The organism is Aquimarina sp. ERC-38 (genome assembly GCF_026222555.1).
Lineage (GTDB): Bacteria > Bacteroidota > Bacteroidia > Flavobacteriales > Flavobacteriaceae > Aquimarina.
Window position 1 is genome coordinate 3,934,934 of sequence record NZ_CP098511.1, and the last position, 18,066, is coordinate 3,952,999.

The 18,066-nt window shown below is 34.7% G+C and carries 15 protein-coding genes; 10 read left to right on the forward strand and 5 right to left on the reverse strand.

Annotated features, from left to right (window positions below; translation table 11 throughout):
• Positions 1-536 precede the first annotated feature (536 nt).
• The gene (gene asnB / locus NBT05_RS16375) at positions 537-2,204 is read right to left on the reverse strand and encodes an asparagine synthase B (RefSeq protein ID WP_265770979.1); all 1,668 of its coding nucleotides are present in this window, start codon (positions 2,202-2,204) and stop codon (positions 537-539) included.
• A gap of 427 nt (positions 2,205-2,631) precedes the next feature.
• Here asnB and NBT05_RS16380 point away from each other — a divergent pair, with 427 nt between their 5' ends.
• Positions 2,632-3,168 carry a DUF2911 domain-containing protein gene (locus NBT05_RS16380; protein WP_265770980.1) on the forward strand — a complete coding sequence of 179 codons (537 nt, stop codon included), beginning with the start codon at positions 2,632-2,634 and terminating at the stop codon, positions 3,166-3,168.
• 450 nt (positions 3,169-3,618) lie between these two features.
• Here NBT05_RS16380 and NBT05_RS16385 read toward each other — a convergent pair whose 3' ends face one another.
• Positions 3,619-4,248, reverse strand: a complete 630-nt coding sequence (locus NBT05_RS16385) for a 7-carboxy-7-deazaguanine synthase QueE (RefSeq protein ID WP_265770981.1) — start codon at positions 4,246-4,248, stop codon at positions 3,619-3,621.
• A 38-nt stretch (positions 4,249-4,286) separates the two neighbouring features.
• Positions 4,287-4,733 carry a RidA family protein gene (locus tag NBT05_RS16390; protein ID WP_265770982.1) on the reverse strand — a complete coding sequence of 149 codons (447 nt, stop codon included), beginning with the start codon at positions 4,731-4,733 and terminating at the stop codon, positions 4,287-4,289.
• A gap of 153 nt (positions 4,734-4,886) precedes the next feature.
• Here NBT05_RS16390 and NBT05_RS16395 point away from each other — a divergent pair, with 153 nt between their 5' ends.
• The 8 genes from NBT05_RS16395 to NBT05_RS16430 all read left to right on the forward strand — a co-directional run bounded on the left by NBT05_RS16395 (position 4,887) and on the right by NBT05_RS16430 (position 14,218).
• Positions 4,887-6,413 (forward strand): helicase HerA-like domain-containing protein, encoded by a 1,527-nt coding sequence (locus NBT05_RS16395; RefSeq protein ID WP_265770983.1) that lies wholly within the window; start codon positions 4,887-4,889, stop codon positions 6,411-6,413.
• Positions 6,414-6,423: 10 nt separating this feature from the next.
• Positions 6,424-6,789, forward strand: coding sequence for a cupin domain-containing protein (locus tag NBT05_RS16400; protein WP_265770984.1), 366 nt, complete (start codon positions 6,424-6,426; stop codon positions 6,787-6,789).
• Entirely contained in the window at positions 6,786-7,634 is an 849-nt protein-coding gene (locus NBT05_RS16405) for an alpha/beta hydrolase (protein ID WP_265770985.1), read from the forward strand. Before NBT05_RS16400 ends, NBT05_RS16405 begins: the two co-directional genes overlap by 4 nt.
• Before the next feature lie 232 nt (positions 7,635-7,866).
• Positions 7,867-8,676 (forward strand): 23S rRNA pseudouridine(2604) synthase RluF, encoded by an 810-nt coding sequence (gene rluF, locus NBT05_RS16410; protein ID WP_265770986.1) that lies wholly within the window; start codon positions 7,867-7,869, stop codon positions 8,674-8,676.
• Between the two features lie 7 nt (positions 8,677-8,683).
• Complete coding sequence (locus tag NBT05_RS16415; RefSeq protein ID WP_265770987.1) at positions 8,684-9,112, forward strand: VOC family protein; 429 nt, start codon at positions 8,684-8,686, stop codon at positions 9,110-9,112.
• A 97-nt stretch (positions 9,113-9,209) separates the two neighbouring features.
• Entirely contained in the window at positions 9,210-10,013 is an 804-nt protein-coding gene (locus tag NBT05_RS16420) for a hypothetical protein (RefSeq protein WP_265770988.1), read from the forward strand.
• A 140-nt stretch (positions 10,014-10,153) separates the two neighbouring features.
• On the forward strand, positions 10,154-11,137 hold the full coding sequence (locus NBT05_RS16425) for a sterol desaturase family protein (protein ID WP_265770989.1): 984 nt from the start codon (positions 10,154-10,156) through the stop codon (positions 11,135-11,137).
• A 1,068-nt stretch (positions 11,138-12,205) separates the two neighbouring features.
• Positions 12,206-14,218 (forward strand): T9SS type A sorting domain-containing protein, encoded by a 2,013-nt coding sequence (locus NBT05_RS16430; RefSeq protein ID WP_265770990.1) that lies wholly within the window; start codon positions 12,206-12,208, stop codon positions 14,216-14,218.
• A 102-nt stretch (positions 14,219-14,320) separates the two neighbouring features.
• Here the strand turns inward: NBT05_RS16430 and NBT05_RS16435 are convergent, their stop codons facing one another.
• Positions 14,321-15,682 carry an FAD-dependent oxidoreductase gene (locus NBT05_RS16435; RefSeq protein ID WP_265770991.1) on the reverse strand — a complete coding sequence of 454 codons (1,362 nt, stop codon included), beginning with the start codon at positions 15,680-15,682 and terminating at the stop codon, positions 14,321-14,323.
• A 214-nt stretch (positions 15,683-15,896) separates the two neighbouring features.
• On the reverse strand, positions 15,897-16,697 hold the full coding sequence (locus NBT05_RS16440) for a class I SAM-dependent methyltransferase (protein WP_265770992.1): 801 nt from the start codon (positions 16,695-16,697) through the stop codon (positions 15,897-15,899).
• Positions 16,698-17,304: 607 nt separating this feature from the next.
• Between NBT05_RS16440 and NBT05_RS16445 the strand changes: the two genes are divergently transcribed.
• Positions 17,305-17,937, forward strand: a complete 633-nt coding sequence (locus NBT05_RS16445; RefSeq protein ID WP_265770993.1) for a flavin reductase family protein — start codon at positions 17,305-17,307, stop codon at positions 17,935-17,937.
• The last annotated feature ends 129 nt before the right edge of the window (positions 17,938-18,066 follow it).

An 18,066-nucleotide genomic window follows, 5' to 3' on the forward strand; every position in this document is an offset into this window, starting at 1 on the left:
GAAAGGTTATAACTAGTAAACCATCTCTTTTTTCATAAGTCAAAAATGGAACTATCAAAAAAATAATTCAACACTCTTTTGTTGAGATGTCGTTTGTGGTAGTTGAAATATCGTTTAACTTCAATAGAATTTTAATTTTAATAGTTAAACTCTTAATATCCATTTATTGATGATATGACTTTGAATAGATATTTACGCTTTAGATTAATGCGTATTATGCAGTTGATATATAGAATAAATAATGGCTCTAGTTTAAATTAGCGTTGTTATTAAAATATGCTGAACATCCCTCTAAATCTCCCTTCAAAGGGAGACTTTTTTGCTCCCTTCCTTCAAAGGAAGGGTTGGGGAAGGATGTTTTTAATGATGCTAATTTTAAAATCTGATTATCAGTATTTTATGTAATAATATTAATATCGCTAACTTATACTAACAACGCTTATTTAAACTAGAGCGTAAATAATTTGTTTAAAAATCATAGAAAAAGCCTTTCCGGTTGGGAAAGGCTTTTAAACAAAGGATTCATATTTTATGACTTATTCATAAGCTTCATCATGAACATTAGCAACTGCTCTTCCGCTAGGGTCATTCATATTTTTAAAGGCTTCATCCCATTCTAATGCAATTTTAGTACTACAAGCTACTGAAGGTTCCTGAGGCACACTTAATGCTGCCGCATCACTGGGAAAGTGGCTTTCAAAGATGGAACGGTAATAGAATTCTTCTTTATTTTGAGGGGTTTGTAATGGAAAACGGTATTGTGCATTTGCCATTTGTTCTTCTGTTACTTCTTTATCAACCACTTCTTTTAAGGTATCGATCCAACTATAGCCTACACCATCTGAAAACTGTTCTTTTTGTCTCCAGACAACGCTCTCTGGTAAATAAGATTCAAAAGCTTTCCGGATAACCCATTTTTCCATACGTTCTCCGTTAATCATTTTATCCTGCGGATTGATACGCATGGCTACATCCATAAATTCTTTATCCAAAAACGGAACCCTACCTTCAATCCCCCAGGCGGCCAAGGATTTATTTGCCCGTAAACAATCGTACATATGAAGTTTACTTAATTTTCGAACCGTTTCTTCATGAAATTCCTGTGCGTTTGGTGCCTTATGGAAATACAGATATCCTCCGAACAATTCATCAGCTCCTTCACCGGATAATACCATTTTAACTCCCATAGATTTAATAACTCTTGCCATTAAATACATAGGCGTACTGGCACGAATAGTAGTTATATCGTAGGTTTCCAGGTTATAGATCACATCTTTAATAGCATCCAGGCCTTCCTGAATGGTAAACTTAATTTCATGATGTACCGTACCAATATGATCTGCTACTTTTTGAGCAGCAGCCAGATCCGGTGATCCTTCTAATCCTACCGAAAAAGAATGCAATTGAGGCCACCAGGCTGCTTTCGTATCACCGGATTCAATCCGTTTTTCAGCATATTTCTTAGCAATGGCAGAGGTTACCGAAGAATCCAATCCACCTGATAATAATACCCCGTATGGCACGTCAGACATTAATTGACGGTGAACCGCTGCTTCCAGTGCTTCTCTTAATTCATCAATACTAGTTTGATTGTCTTTTACTGCATTAAAGTCTGCCCAGTCTCTCTCGTACCACTTAACCAATTCACTATCTGCACCATATTTATAATGACCCGGTGGAAATAGTTCAATTTTAGAACAAACACCTTCTAGCGCCTTCAATTCTGAAGCAACATAAAAAGTACCATTTTGATCCCACCCCATATACAATGGAATAATTCCCATATGATCACGGGCAATAAGGTAAATATCTTTATCAACATCATATAGAGCAAAAGCAAAAATACCATTTAAATCATCCAGAAAGTCCGGGCCCTTTTCCTGATAGAGCGCTAAAATGATTTCACAATCAGAATCCGTTTGAAAGTTATATTTTCCTTGAAATTGCTTTCTTAATTCCTGATGGTTATATATCTCTCCATTAGCAGCAAGTACTAATTTTTTATCTTCACTAAATAAAGGTTGTTTTCCGGAAACCGGGTCCACGATAGCTAAACGTTCGTGAGCCATTACTGCATTATTTTCTGCATATATTCCGCTCCAGTCTGGTCCGCGATGCCTAATGGTTTTAGACATTTCTAATAATTGAGGTCTTAATACCTCAGATGATTCTTTTAATTCAAATGCACAAGCAATTCCACACATGGTATTCTATTTTAATAAAGTTCAAAAATGAATTATTTATTTCAATTTATAAACATAAATTAATTAATTGGTTTCATTTTATAACCAAAATTAAATATTTAATTCAAATTTTAAACATAAAATCTTTAAATAGCAACATTCATAAAAAGCGTGTGGAGCGTATTAGGTCAAAAACAGAACAACTATGATCTTGTTATAAGTATGTTTCCCATGATTAAAAAACGAAAATAAGTATTAAAAATATAGTGTTCGCCTTCCAAAAAAAGGAGCTAATATAATCTTACTTAAATAAGAAAATCTGTTATAAACACATTAGTATCCTAATGAACGTTTTAGAAATATTAACAAAGCATAAAGAACTAATTAACACTATTAAAGTAAGGGGGTAAATACCTTTACGTCATACACTAAATAAATTTATAGACTTATGAAAAAATTGATCGCTTGTATTGCTATCTTTTGCATGACCTTAATTACGAATGTACAGGCACAGAAATTTGCAGATATGCAAAAAAGCCCTACAGACATTGCTTATGCTAAAAAAAGCCGTGATGCTAAACCGGATATTAAAGTAATTTACAGCCGACCGCAGAAAAAAGATCGGGAGGTTTTTGGGAAATTAGTGCCTTACGGAAAAGTATGGCGAACCGGTGCGGATGAAGCTACTGAAATTAAACTTTTTAAAGATGTAAAACTGGGAGATACTACGGTAAAAGCCGGAACGTACTCCCTCTTTACTATTCCCGGAGAAAAAGAATGGACGGTTATTTTAAATTCTGACTTGGATTCGTGGGGAGCTTATACTTATGACGAAAGTAAAAATGTAGCTACTATAAAAGTTCCGGTACAGGAATCTAAAAGTTCGTTAGAAGCATTTTCAGTTGCTTTTAAAGATGTAGATAAAGGTTACCATATGTTTATGGGTTGGGATGATACTTTAGTTGAAATACCATTTTACTTTTAGTAGCAATACTTACAGACTCTTTTATACAAAAAAGGGATTTTACTTCTGTAAAATCCCTTTTCGACTTTTAAACGGGTAGTTATTATTATCTTCTCATAACATAACTACTTGCACCTGGAAGTTCTCCAAGAAAATCCATAATGATTTTAAAAGTTAACTTGAACTTAGTGTAAAATTGCCCCATGATATAAATTTTTAATTATACTCAAATATAACCCAATCAAGAGGTTACTACAATACTTTTAACTTGACATTAGTTCTTTATCCGTCATAAATTATAATTTTATCGATAAAATACGCATTTAACAAATTTTTAAGATGAATAATTATCTGGAAAAACTTTTAAAATCAGTTATTTCTTACCAAAATAAATTAAAAAATATTTTAAATATTGATTTTCAGAATTTTACAAAACATACGGTATTTCGATAAAACGCTTACTTCTTTCGTTTAAGGTATATTAAGGTATTTATGCGTTTGTAGAGAAACTTTCCATTTAGGCTTGTTCATTACATACGCTACAATCAACGGAATCATTTTTTCACGTACGCTCCATTCCGGTTGTAAGTAAAGAATACAAGTGGGGTTTACCTTTTCTGCTTCTTCTTCTGCAAATTGAAAATCATTCTTATTGTAGATAATACATTTGAGTTCGTTAGCTTTTTGGTAGATTCCAGGTAATGGTTTTTTTACCTTTTTTGGTGATAAGCAAATCCAGTCCCATAATCCGGTTAGCGGATAAGCTCCGGATGTTTCAATATGAGTAATACCACCACCTTCTTTTATTTGTTTAGTCAGAGGTTGCATATTCCAGGTAAGGGGTTCCCCCCCGGTAACTACAATAGTCTTACTATAAGTTAATGCCTGGCTTACAATGGTATCGGTAGAAGTAGGCGGATGTGTCTCCGCATTCCAGCTTTCTTTTACATCGCACCAATGACAACCTACGTCACACCCACCTATCCGAATAAAATAAGCGGCTGTACCTTTATGATAACCTTCTCCCTGTATAGTATAAAATGCTTCCATTAAAGGCAACATTTTACCTTGATTCACTAATTCTTCTTCCTTTTTCAGCATAAGGGATCAAAGATAGTTGATGTTCTTTAAAAAATAAGCTATTTTACAGCGATACAGTCAATTTCTATTTTAGCCCCCCGGGCAAGGTCTTGAGCGGCAAAGGTAGTCCGCGCCGGCTTTTGTGGGAAGTACTTTGTATATATGGTATTAAACTTTTTAAAGTCTTTAATGTTTGATAATATTACCGTACACTTTACTACATTCTGCAAGCTTAAATTGTGATGTTCTAAAACGTCTTTAATATTATCCAATGCTTGTTTAGTCTCTGCTTCAATGCCTCCTGGTACTAAGGTTCTCGTCCTATGATCCATACCAATTTGTCCGGATAGAAAATATAAATTACCTGCTTCCACAACATCCGAAAAAGGGGTATGTGATTTTGACACTTCATGACTGGGGTGAAAAATTAAAGTATCTTTCTTGGTTTCTTGAGCCGTTATAGATAGGGTAATACTCAGGCAAAAAAGTAGTATAAGTGCTTTCATCTTGTTTAATACATTCAAAAGTTATGTAAAGATAAATGTACAAAACTACAACTTAGTATTTTTGTCGATTGAATACAATTAGTACTTTTAAGCTTTTGAAATTTTACCTGTTTGGTAATTTTATAAAAGGAATGAGGTTAATTCACATAAGAAATGTCTAAAACACAGGAATTTTTTGATACTATAGAAACGGGATATGCAACACAAGGAGAAGCTATTACCCTGGGAGCTGCCATGCTTGAAGGTAAAACGCTGACCAATACTTTTGTAAAAGTCCCTTTAAAAACCATGAATCGACATGGTTTAATTGCAGGTGCTACCGGAACCGGAAAGACCAAAACCCTACAGGTACTGGCAGAAAATCTAAGTAAGAACGGTGTACCTGTTCTACTGATGGATATTAAAGGAGACCTAAGCGGATTAGCAGCCGCAAGTCCGGGCCATAAAAAAATTGATGAAAGACACGCAGAAATCGGAATTCCTTTTGAAGCCCATAAATTTCCAGTGGAACTCCTTTCTTTATCTGATCAGGATGGTGTTAGGTTACGGGCTACCGTTAGCGAATTCGGACCTGTGTTATTCTCAAGAATTCTGGATGTTACGGAAACGCAGGCGGGGATCATTGCTATTATTTTTAAATATTGCGATGATCATCAACTACCATTACTGGATTTAAAAGATCTTAAAAAGGTACTTCAATTCGTCACAAACGAAGGGCGTAAAGAGATTGAAAAAGACTACGGACGTATTTCTTCTGCTTCTACCGGTTCGATCCTTCGTAAGATAGTTGCTCTGGAACAGCAGGGTGCTGACCTTTTTTTTGGAGAGAGATCATTTGATGTTGATGATTTACGACGCATTACCGAAGATGGTGAAGGTTTTATTAATATTATCCGTTTAACAGATATACAGGATAAGCCTAAACTATTCTCAACATTTATGTTGAGCCTGCTGGCAGAAGTATACAACACCTTTCCGGAGCAGGGAGACAGTGATCGTCCGGAGCTTGTCATCTTTCTGGACGAAGCGCATCTTATCTTTAAAGAAGCTTCTAATGCCTTAATGGATCAGATTGAAAGTATGGTAAAATTAATCCGATCAAAAGGAGTAGGATTATACTTTGTTACTCAAAATCCTACGGATGTCCCGGAAGGTATTCTAGGACAGTTAGGCTTAAAAATTCAGCATGCGCTACGGGCTTTTACAGCAAAAGATCGGAAAGCTATCAAGTTAACCGCAGAAAATTATCCTGATTCGGAATATTATGATACTAAGGAAGCTTTGACTTCTCTGGGAATCGGTGAAGCACTTATCTCGGTATTAAACGAAAAAGGAAGACCCACCCCCCTTGCAATGACATTATTACGTGCCCCCATGAGCCGAATGGATATTTTGACTGATAGTGAGATAAAAGAAGTACTTGATGAATCCAGTTTGATCAAAAAGTATAATGAAACCATTGATCGGGAAAGCGCCTATGAATTATTAAATGAAAAGATTGAAAAAGCAGAAGCTGAAGAGGCTAAGATCGCAGCTCAAAAGGAAAGGGAAAAAATAGAGAAAAATACAAGAGCAAAAAAGAGTACCACTTCTTCAACCGAGAAAGCCGTAGTTAAAGTGTTGACCAGTGCTACTTTTATCAGGGGAGCTTTAGGTATTCTGAATAAATTTCTAAAATAAGTAAGTAATAATGACTAAAAAATTCTTAGTTCAAAAAAAGCCGTTTGTAGTTCCTACTACAGATCATAAAGTGATAGAAGAACATTTTGGGATAGCTACAGATCAAAATAAAGATATTAGTATTGCCCGAATGATTGCACCCCCGCAATGGAGTGAGCCTTTTCAAAAGCCTGCATTTGACGAATATACCTATGTGATTCGAGGACAAATGCAATGTTTGATTGATCAGGAAACCATTCTGGTCCAGGCAGGTGAATCCATAAAGGTAACACGTGATGTACGGGTACAATACAGTAATCCGTCTGACGACGAATGTGAATATATCGCTATCTGTACGCCTGCTTTTGACATTAACCTGGCTAACCGGGAAGTATGAAACCTTTCTTTAAAAAGTACTTACCTCCTGCCCTGGGCAAATACCTCGAATTTTTACTAGTAGTCAAGCCGGAAAAGGCAATTAAGAAAGCTGTTTATTTTTTTAGTACCCCAAAAAAAGGAAAGGTAACACCGGATCAGGAGTTTTTTTTAGAAGAAGCCGAAGATGATGTAGTTCCTTTTGAAAACCTCCTATTACAAACCTACCGATGGAAGGGAGAAAAAGAAACCATTCTCCTGGTGCATGGATGGGAAAGCAATACCCACCGCTGGAAGATATTAATAGAAAAATTACAGCAATTGCGTTATGATATAGTAGCTTTTGATGCTCCCGCACATGGTCATTCTACCGGAACTTTTTTAAACGTACCTTTATACGCCAATTGTATGGAAAGAATTATAACCATGTACCGCCCGGATTATATTATTGGGCATTCCATCGGTGCCATGACAAGCGTATTTTACCAGTATAAATTTCAAAATCCTGAAATAAAAAAGATGGTACTGCTTGCCCCTCCTACCAAGTTGGAAACTATTATGAAAAATTTTCAAAATATCTTAAAATTGTCAGATCGCTTTATGACCATTTTAGATAGCTATTTTAAAAGAACTTTTGACTTTTATTTTATAGAATTTTCCCTTTTACGCTTTGCTAATACTATGCAACTCCCCGGTTTGCTGGTCCACGATAAATACGATGATATTGCTCCGTTTAGTGAAAGTAGTCAACTTCTTGAACATTGGAATAAGTTACAACTGATGGAAACGGAAAATTTCGGACACTCCCTGTATTTTGACGAAGTTGACGATGCAATTATTAAATTTATACAGATGGGTACTATTTAGATTATCGTTACGTATTTAACTTTCCTCTTTAGGTAAGACCACAAGTCATAGATGATATACTTAAAGTTGAAATTAAGAATATTAAATAGTGAACTCAAATCAAACGACTATATCCTGGTTGATTATTGATTTCTAATGAACCTATAAGGTTACAATCCATTAATTTTTGTTATTTTATCCTGGTTGTCTCACTATATTTTTGATACCAGCTTATAAATGATGAACTTTGTATATGGATTCTACACAAAGCGTTCGGCTTAATAAATATCTTAGCGAAGTAGGCTACTGTTCACGGCGACAGGCAGATAAATATATTGATCAAAAAAAAATTACGGTCAACGGAAAAGTTGCTGAAATGGGTTTACGTGTTTCTCCTGATGACCGGATTGAGGTAGAGGGCACACTTATCACAAAACCAAAAGAAAAACACGTGTACCTTGCATTTAATAAACCGGTTGGTATTGTATGTACTACTTCAGATAAAGAAAAAGACAATATCATAGACTACATTAATTACCCTAAGAGAATTTTTCCTATTGGTAGGTTGGATAAGCCTAGTGAAGGTTTGATCTTTTTAACCAGCGATGGAGATATTGTAAATAAAGTCTTAAGGGCTAGAAATAATCATGAAAAAGAATATGTGGTAACAGTCAATAAATTGATAACGCCCCGGTTTATAAAACAAATGGGACAAGGTATACCTATTTTAGACACCGTAACCCGGCCTTGTCAGGTAGAAGCTATTAATAAATACACTTTTAAGATTATACTTACCCAAGGATTAAACCGACAAATTCGGCGTATGTGCGAATATCTGGATTATGAAGTAGTTAAATTAAAGAGGGTTCGTATTATGAATGTACTGCTGGACGTTTTACCAGGTAAATGGCGATATCTTACCGAAAAGGAACTTAATGAGATCAATCAAGTAACGGTCAATTCAGTTAAAACAAAAGAAGCTTCTGTAGATGAACAAAAAATTTCTAAAAATTATAATAACAGAAAAGAAACAAATCGAGTAGTTAAAAAAAGAAGAAAATAAATTGCATATGAGTCAAAGCAGCTTGTCCCCATTCCATCTTGCCATACCTGTAGACAACCTATCTGTCGCTCGAACTTTTTATGGAGAAGTTATGGGTTTTGAAGAAGGTCGAAGTAGTGAACACTGGGTAGATTTCAATTGTTTTGGCCATCAACTAGTCATACATTATCATGAACATAGTGCTAAGATTTCGGCACATAATGAAGTAGACGGAAAATCGGTTCCTATCCCCCACTTTGGAGTATTACTGGAATGGAGCGAATGGGAGAAGCTGGCAGAACGCTTAACTGCTAAAAATGTGGAGTTTGAAATTGCCCCTTACGTTCGTTTTAAAGGAGAAGTCGGGGAACAAGGAACTTTATTTTTTTACGATCCTTGCGGAAACGCTTTGGAGTTTAAAACATTTAAAGATATGTCAAGGATATTTGCCAAGTAAAAAATATGTGGTTGAAAATATCTTGCCTAAAAAGTAAATTTTTAGTAATTTAGAAGTACTCAAAAGAGGAAACGAAACGTAAAAAGTAAGGAACGAAATGAAACAAATGCTACTTATCCCCATAAGTGTATTTATTGTTGTGTCAAGTTGTGGAGTGTCACAAGAAGAGTATGAAAAACTAAAAAAAGAGAATGAATTATTAAAAAATCAAATTGAAGAGTGTAATCTGGAAGTATCAGAAATGTTATCCCTGGCCAAGATTAGCTACGAACGTTTGGAATACAAAAAAAGTAGTCAACTTTTAGAGTTAATCATTGCTAAATATCCAAATAGCAAAGAAGCAGATCAGTCTGCAGTATTACTTAAAAAAGTCGAAAAAGATCTGGCAGCTACACAAAGAGCCTTGGAAAAAGACAAGCTGATTGAAGAGAGTAACCTATTATTGGGTGAAATGAACAAAAGAATTGATGAAGCCAGCGGAGCTACCTTCTATACAGATAAAGCTTTTGCCGGAAATGGTAAAGCTAACTCGGTATACCTTTATGCCGGAAGCAAAAAAAGATCAAAGCCCTGGTTAGGTCTCGCCATCAATCGTTTTTCTAAGGATAATTGGTTACATACCCAAAAAGTAATGTTCAACGTAGACGGAACGATTTACAATATAAATGAAGAAGTACCGGATGACTTTAAGGAACGTAAGGAATCAGACGGATATAGAGAATGGATTGATCGCGTTGTAGGTGAACAAGAATTTGAACTGATTAAAAAAATTACTACTAGTGAACAGGTTACTTTAACCCTCATTGGGAGCGAAGTATCTGAAAAAAGAATTATGACTCCTGCCGAAAAAGAGGCTATTAAGAATGTACTTAACGTATACACTATTTTAGGTGGCACCTAAATAAATACGAATACATCACATTTTTTAAGGTAAACAAGCGTTAAATGTAAAGTATTTGACTCATATAATACTGACCTTGTTAAATATCTCTAAATTTTATTTCTATCTTGTACCCTACTAAATTTTAATCTAAAACCTACATGGATCTTACAAACCCATTAGTATATGGTGTCCCTTGTTTTTTAGGGCTTATTTTATTAGAACTTACCTATAGTAAATCACATGATGACCATAAAAGTTTATATGATTGGAAGGATTTAGGTTCCAGTCTTTTTATGGGGGTGGGTTCTGCAATCTTGGGTCCGCTGATCAAAACTGCCTTTACCGTACTTCTTTTTGTTTTTGTATACGATGTATTTAACCCCGAAGTAGATGGAGTTCGTACTAATATATTTGGATGGAAATCTTTTGGATATGCCTGGTACGTATGGATACTTTGTCAGCTAGCCGATGATTTTACTTATTACTGGTTTCACCGTCAGAATCATATGGTCCGGGTATTATGGGCAGCACATATTGTTCATCATTCTTCGGATAATTTTAATTTAGGAACTGCCGTACGTAATGGATGGTTTACCTTATTATATAAACCCTTCTTTTATATGTGGATGCCGGCAATCGGATTTCCGGTAGAAATGGTAATTGTTTGCCTGGGTATTGAAGCTTTATGGCAATTTCAATTACACTCGCAGTACGTACCTAAGATGGGAATTATAGAAAAAGTATTTAATACGCATACTATGCACCAGGTACACCATGCTAAGAATGTAGAATATATGGATAAAAACCATGGAGGATTTTTAAATATTTTTGATAAAATTTTCGGAACGTGGAAAGAACTGGATGAAAATATTAAGGTGGAGTACGGAGTTACACACGCCCCTGATTCTTACAATCCCTGGGTCATTTTAACTCATGAATATAAAGATATCTGGCAGGATACAAAAAAATCTAATAATTGGTACCATAAGTTCATGTATATCTTCGGACCTCCGGGATGGAGCCATGATGACAGTACTATGACGGTAAAGCAGATGCAACGCGCTTTAAAAGAAGATAAATTAAAAGCCAACTTAAAAGGCCGGGAGGTAAATAAGAGAAGTAATCTGATTGCATCTAATTGATAAGAGCTTTTTCATATTTAAAAATCAGATATCTCAAGACCCAAATAACTAAGCTAATATTATAGGGTATTCTTTATTTGTAAATAATAAAGTGCGATACAATTTACCTCTTCTCTTAGAATTCGCATCACCTAACCACTCTATATTAAAGTAGTCAACACTACTTATTATTTATAGCTGAAGTAGCAGGTAGTAATATAAACCTGCATATAAAAAACTTACATCTCTGCGTTAAAAAGCCTCATCCTGGCTAAAGCTACACCTTGTTCCAGACCTTAATCTTTAATTTTCATCTCTATTAATCTGCTATTTGATTTGCTATTGTAAAGTAATTCTAAACTTTAGAGTATTTGGAAACTACTCCTTTTACTCTTTTAAAAGTAATTTGTTTTTAATGTAAATAGTTTTATGATATTGAAAATCAATACTATAAAAAGTAGTCATAATTCTCTATTTCTGAAGTGATAGCGATATTGATACTCAACCGAATACCAGGGTTTAATAATACGTGAATCCTACAACATCCTATTTAGAGGTAATAACTTCCAACACCTTCCCATAATTAAACTTAAGATTCTCATGACTTATTAGACGATAACCGTACTATCTCGATTAACAGCATAATTAAGTCATATGCAATCAAAGTAAGTGTTAACAATTTCTAAAAATACTTTTTTACTTAATAAAATGTTAATTAAACTATGCGTACTTATTATTTTAACAAAAATATAGATTTAAAATTTTAAAATACATAAAATTTATTCTACATTTATGTATAATTGATAATTACAAGGTGATTGTAATTAAAATTTTAATAAAAAAAGGAAAAGTTGCTTCACGAAATGACAACTAAATCTGTAGATTTTACTGCTAAAACTTATCATATTTATAATTAAAAGGTATAAATATTATTGTTTTACCGTAATTTTCTTTTTTTTTAATAAGAAAAGTACTACATTGTCACTGTGAATGAAAAAACCCAAAATTATGAATACAAATATTACTCGTCAGAGACGCAGTCTCAAGAAATCAATTTTATGCTGTCTAATTATATGTTCCTACTTATCAATGGGCAGTTTATTAGCAAGAACCTGGAATTTTAGTAAGGCTCAAAATGGAAATCAATTACAAAGTCTAATCGACCGGGCATCTTCCGGAGATATTATTCAATTTACTGATGCCGGTACTTATAATTTAAGTAATAAGGTCATCAACGTAAATAAGGCTATTATCTTTCAAGGAGTAAATCCTTTTGGTTATAATGCTAATACAAGAGGTAGTTCAGGTATTAGGACTGTTCTATCTAATGTAACTTCATTTGCTATTCGATCCAGTAGAGTCAGGTTCTTTAACCTTAAGATTAATGCAGTAAACAACAATGTTGTTCTAATTGACGGCCGTTCTCAAAGATATAATAGCAATTTTAGAAATCCTGGTTATGTTGCAGATGATCAATATTCAGGTATTGGTCTAACTAACGTGGAGTTATCCGGAGGATTTTATAGCTGTTTTGCTGGTAACGGTATGCAAGTAGAATTTAAGAATGTATCTTTTGTGAATTTTGGAAGAATAGGATACATCAACGATCGTAGAACCCGCGTCAACAATATGAAGAAAGCATCTTTTTTCAGATGTTTATTCAGACCTGCTTCACCTAATGGACAGTTTAGTTTTGACAGTAGAGGAATTTCGCTGGATGCTGGTAATACTTCTTATCCAATTGTATGGAATGCAGAGGGTACCACTATTCGCGAATGTCGTTTTGAAAATACAGGAGTAGCTATTTCCAGAGTTAAAAATGTAAATATCACCGGAAACTTTTTTTATGACAACAACGCTTTTGTTGATATGATTCATGTGGAAGAGTTTTCCAGCAACGTTAATATCATTTCCAATCGGTTTGATTGTGCTGCTAATACTACCCGATCGGATTTTGAAAGAAGTAGAATCATCACCCTTGATTCCGAATTACAATGTGTGACGGATATTACGGTAAAAAACAATACGGTAACCGGACAGTATAACTTCTTTATTAATGGATATGCCCCTACCAATATACGTATTACTGGTAATAACCTACTTCAGTCTACTCCTTTTAATCCTAATGTAATCAACTTTAAGTATTACGAAAACAGGTATAAAACCGGAGAGGGAATTGCTGCTAATCAAGAGTTTATTTCCAGAAACATGGTAATTACAGGAAATAAAGGTTTAAGAAACGGAGGGAGAGGATGTCAGATTAATGTACCTATGAGCGGTGGAAACAATAATGTAGATAGGTTACAGTTTGCTCCGGGTAAGACAACTCTAACAAGAATGAATAACCCAGCACCCTTAAGAGGTAACGGAGTTTATGAAATCGTAAATGTAGGTAACACCAGTAGAAAATTAGCAGGAAATGGTAATAACTTTACCTTAATGACAAAGGCTGCAAATGTCAGAGATAATAGTGTAAAATGGCAAATTACCTGGGTACCCCCTTATTACTATACTATTAAAAATGTAGGTAATAACCGATTTTTGGAGACTCATAAAGGATATACTGAAAAAGAAATTTTAGATAATTTACCACAAAATGTATATCCATTTTTAGCCTTTCAAGGTTCCACTAATCCAAAATGGATCTTAAGAAATGGTGGAAGTAACGGTGTATATAAAATTTTACCGGCAGGAAATGAAAAGCAATCCGTTCTGGCAATGGCAGGAACTACTCCTAAACTGATTTTTCATAAGAAATTTAATCCTAGTGGTTCTCGTTCAATTAGAGAACCTAATAACTTCGGGAGATGGAGAATTAATCCCTCCTTCGCAAGAAAAAGTGCTGATACTGCTATTGAAGAAACACTTACTGAAGGTTTACGGATAGTACCTAATATTGTAGATGATATTGCATCCGTATATTTTGAGGATGATGGCAATCCAAAGATAAAAATGACTCTTTACAATGCTGCCGGACAACCCGTAATGCAGGAAGAAATACACTCACGTATTAGTAATGCTATTGATGTATCTCAACTAGCTAGCGGAGTTTACATAGCACGTACTTCTAACAATCTGGTTAAAAGGATCATTGTTAGATAAAATACTATATAACAAGATTTAAAGTCTTAAAGACTTCAGTAAATTTTTAAGAATATAATAGATAAGACGCCATCCCAAAATTGGGATGGCTTTTTTTATAGTTTAGGATAAGGTATTTTTAGGTTCTGATAGCAAGGATAATATCTTATGTTCGATTTGTTCGGAATTCCAAATATTTTCTATGTCCGGGGTTTGAAGAATTTTTTGCATAATTTTATTTTGCTGATCGCCTATAGAAAGTGCTTCAGCATAAGGTTCTGTAGAGAACGTAACCCTGGAATATAAAGGTGTCCATTGTTCCGGATATTTTGTAGCCATATGCTTTTCAATCTTTTTTTGTAACAAAAAGTTAAGATCTGCGGTTTTGCTACTCATCTCCATAAAATTACGATAAGATAACTCTGCAATTGCATCAGCATTAGGCTTACGGGATTCTTGATATGCTTCAAATATAGCTTGCCAATTATTATCACTATGTGCTTCGATCAAATCATCTAGTACCAGAATATCTTCAAAACCGGCATTCATCCCCTGTCCATAAAAAGGAACTACCGCATGTGCCGAATCTCCTACTAAAGCCACCTTATCCCAGTAAGTCCAAGGATAGCATTTCATAGTAACCAGTGCACTAGTTGGATTTTTATTAAAATCTTCTAATAAAGTAGGCATGAAATCCAGCGTATCCGGAAAATGTTTTTCCCAGAACCTTTGAACCTTATCTCTACTTGTTAGTTGTTCAAAAGAATTATGACCTTCATGAGGCATAAACAAAGTACAGGTAAAACTTCCATCCAGGTTAGGTAATGCGATTAACATAAATTTACCTCTGGGCCAGATATGTAAGGAGTTTTTATTCAAACGATGGCTTCCGTCAGCTGCCGGTGGAATATGTAATTCCTTATACCCGGCATCTAGAAAATCCTGTGAATAATCAAACCGGCTACGGCGTTGCATTTTATGGCGAACCCGTGAAAATGCACCGTCACAACCAAAAATCATATCGTATTGATACTCTTGCCACTCGCTCTTTTCGGATTCCCCTGTATATAATTTTGCTTCCGGAAGGTTAACATCCCAGACTTTTTCGTTAAATTTAAATGTAACCCCTTGTTGTTCGGCCAGATTAATCATTTGTTTATTAAGCACCCCCCGGGAGATAGAAAATATGGCTTCTCCTTCTTTTCCGTAATACTGGTAATACTCATCCTGCCCGTTGACGTGAATAGCTCGTTTATCCATAGGGATTCCCAACTTCCGGACTTCTTCCCCAATGCCAATTCGATCCAGGGTTTTCCAACCTCTTGCGGACATGGCTAAATTAATAGACCTACCGCTAAAGTTAATTTCTCTAATATCGGGCCTTCGGTCAAAAACGCTAACCGTATGATTTCTTTTTTTTAGGTACATGGCAAGCAGAGAACCAACCAGCCCGCTACCTACAATGGCAATATTACGTGTTTGCATAAAGTATGTTAAGAGTAACCGAAGCATTCAGGAAATTAAGAAGAACCCCCGAGTTTTAATGCCTTCGATTAATTATTGATCGGGAATTACCTTTGTCTTTAAATAAAAAGGGAAAACCGGAAAAATGGCATACATTAAAACCTTCGGCAAAAATAAGAAAAATTATACAGTTGCCGGTTGATTACCTATCCGGACCTATGATCACCTGTACAAACTACTGTTTAATAGCTTTAATTTCAAATAATAAAGGATATAAAGACGGCTTTTGAATAAAAAGGCCATTACTAATTTGAGTCAAATCAGAAAAGATAGGATAAGGCGTTTCATAATGTTCATTCAGAAAACTAAGTTGTAAGCCGGCATCAATTAGCGCATTGACTACGTCTCCCAGACCGTGGTTCCAGGTACATTCACTTCCGGTAAGGTTAGCGGTTTTATCCGCATAAGACCCCTTTACTACTTCTTCTATAACATCGCTACTGCTATATGTATGTACTGGCGACATTATTGAACTCTCATGGTCAAACATCCAGCATATCGGATGAAACTCTACCATATAAAAAATACCTCCGTGCCTTAGTTTGGCTGCAATAATTTGTCCCCATTCGGTAAGGTCCGGTAACCAGTTGATTACTCCGTAACTAGTAAAAACAATATCAAAGGTATCTTCGACTAACTTTGGAGTATCCAATACGTTTCCACATACAAAATCTGCTTGTAAAGCATTTGTTTCAGCTAATTTCCGCGCTGTTTGTATCGCAGTTTCCGAAAGGTCAATCCCGGTACATATTGCTCCCTTCCTACTCCAACTTAGAGTATCTAACCCAAAATGACATTGCAAATGCAGTAATTTTTCACCTCTAACTTCTCCTAATGCTTGTAGTTCAAAAGCTTGTAAAGTACTTTCTCCCTTATTAAAACCTTTAACGTTATAAAACTCACTTTCTAGGTGCATTGGAACTCTAGCATCCCATGACTTTTGGTTAACATTAAAATAACGATTGTATTTTTTCATTTATCAGGCTTTTAACAGCAAATATCAGCAACTTCCGGTAGTTTTAAAGAAAATTAAATGGATAAGCGCAAATTAGAACTTACCTATACCATAAAAGGTATTCAAAATATTTTAGAAATGAAGTGGTTTAAAATTTTTCTGATTGAAGCGAAAAATAGGTATTTTTAGCTTAATTGAAATCATTTTTCAGTTGCATAGCCGTAGCTACGGAACTTAAAAATGATAAAAAGTAAGTGAAAAAGAACATTTTGCAGCCAATTAAGGAAAGTTTAAACAACTTCAATAATAATCATCAAAGTTGATGACAAAATACAGACCATTCATTATCCCAATTAAACTTACCAAATAACATATTACCTAGTAAGCCTTAAAGTTCAAAAGCTATAGATATACACTTAAAAGTAAAATATATGGAATATTCTGAAAGGTAATAACAAGAATTAAAATAATTAAAGCAGAAATGAAATCTAAAAATTTAAAACAAAGAATAATCCTTGAAAAGCTTTCGCAGCGACAGGATATTTTGGCTAAAAGAATTAACTATTTATTACTATGGTACCGTACTAATGTAAAGAGTATACCTAAATAAGAAACTTTATATTTGAATATGAAACATTTTTCCCAAGAAGAATTACTAACAGCCCCATCTCGCTATAGGGCGAACCTTATTAATAGTTGTACCGGATATAAATCCTGTAATCTAATTGCAACGCAAAATCAAAAGGGTATTACCAATGTTGCTATTTTTAATTCTGTTATCCATATAGGCAGTAATCCGCCGATGTTAGGTTTTATTTTACGACCGTTAAGCGTACCCAGACATACCTATGCTAATTTTAAGGAAAATGAGTATTTTACCGTAAATCAAGTGCCTCATAATCAAATTGAAAAGGCACATCAGACCGCAGCAAAGTATAAGGAAGGAGCTTCAGAATTTAAAGCAACCGGGTTAAAAGAAGAATATCTTAATAATTTTAAAGCGCCTTATGTAAGTTCCAGTCCGATCAAACTAGGGTGTCGTTATCTTAATGAATGTGTCATTAAAGAAAATAATACTTTATTAATTATAGGTGGTATCGAAGAACTTTACATAGATGAAACTATAATAACAAAAGATGGTTGGGTAGACCTTACCCAAGCAGAAACGGCTGCTTGTATTGGATTAGACGGGTATGCCCTGCCGGAACTTCTTGCCCGGTTTAGTTATGCAAAGCCAGAAGAACCCGTACAGAAAATTTAGCTAGCATATAAGGTAAAAACACTAAAAGTAAGTAACACTTAGGACAGCGTGTATGGTGTTTTACCACTTGATTACACTACAGCATTAGTTTTATATATTAATACTATACTCTCTTATCTTTATTTTAAT